This is a genomic window from Niveispirillum sp. FG156 (assembly GCF_057809555.1).
In genome coordinates, this window is the sequence record NZ_JBMDKE010000101.1 from 1 (window position 1) to 348 (window position 348).

The 348-nt window shown below is 56.6% G+C and carries 1 protein-coding gene; it reads left to right on the forward strand.

Translation table 11 applies throughout. From position 1 onward, the window contains the following. Positions 1–89: 89 nt before the first annotated feature. A partial coding sequence (locus ACODSP_RS28235) for a transposase family protein (protein WP_488968829.1) occupies positions 90–348 on the forward strand: 259 nt, incomplete at its 3' end.

Below are 348 nucleotides of genomic sequence, written 5' to 3' on the forward strand. Positions count from 1 at the left end.
CAGGGCAATCGCTTCAGGTTAACGGGATTATTATTTCCGGGCTATCGGTTCTGTGATTCATGGAAGGCTCTGTTTGATGGAGCCTTGGGATGCTGTCGTCGCCGTCGCGTTCGATCCTGGATCATTTTTCAGCGCTGCGTGACCCCCGCCAGCAATGGCGTGTGGTCTATCCTCTGCCGGAGATACTGCTTCTGGTTTTGTGCGCGACCTTGAGCGGGATGGAGGATTTTGTGGAAATCCGGCTGTGGGGAGACCTTCGTCTGGAATTTCTGCGGCGGTTTCTGGCCTATGAGCGGGGCATTCCCGCCCATGACACGCTGAATGACGTGATCAACGGGCTGGACGCGG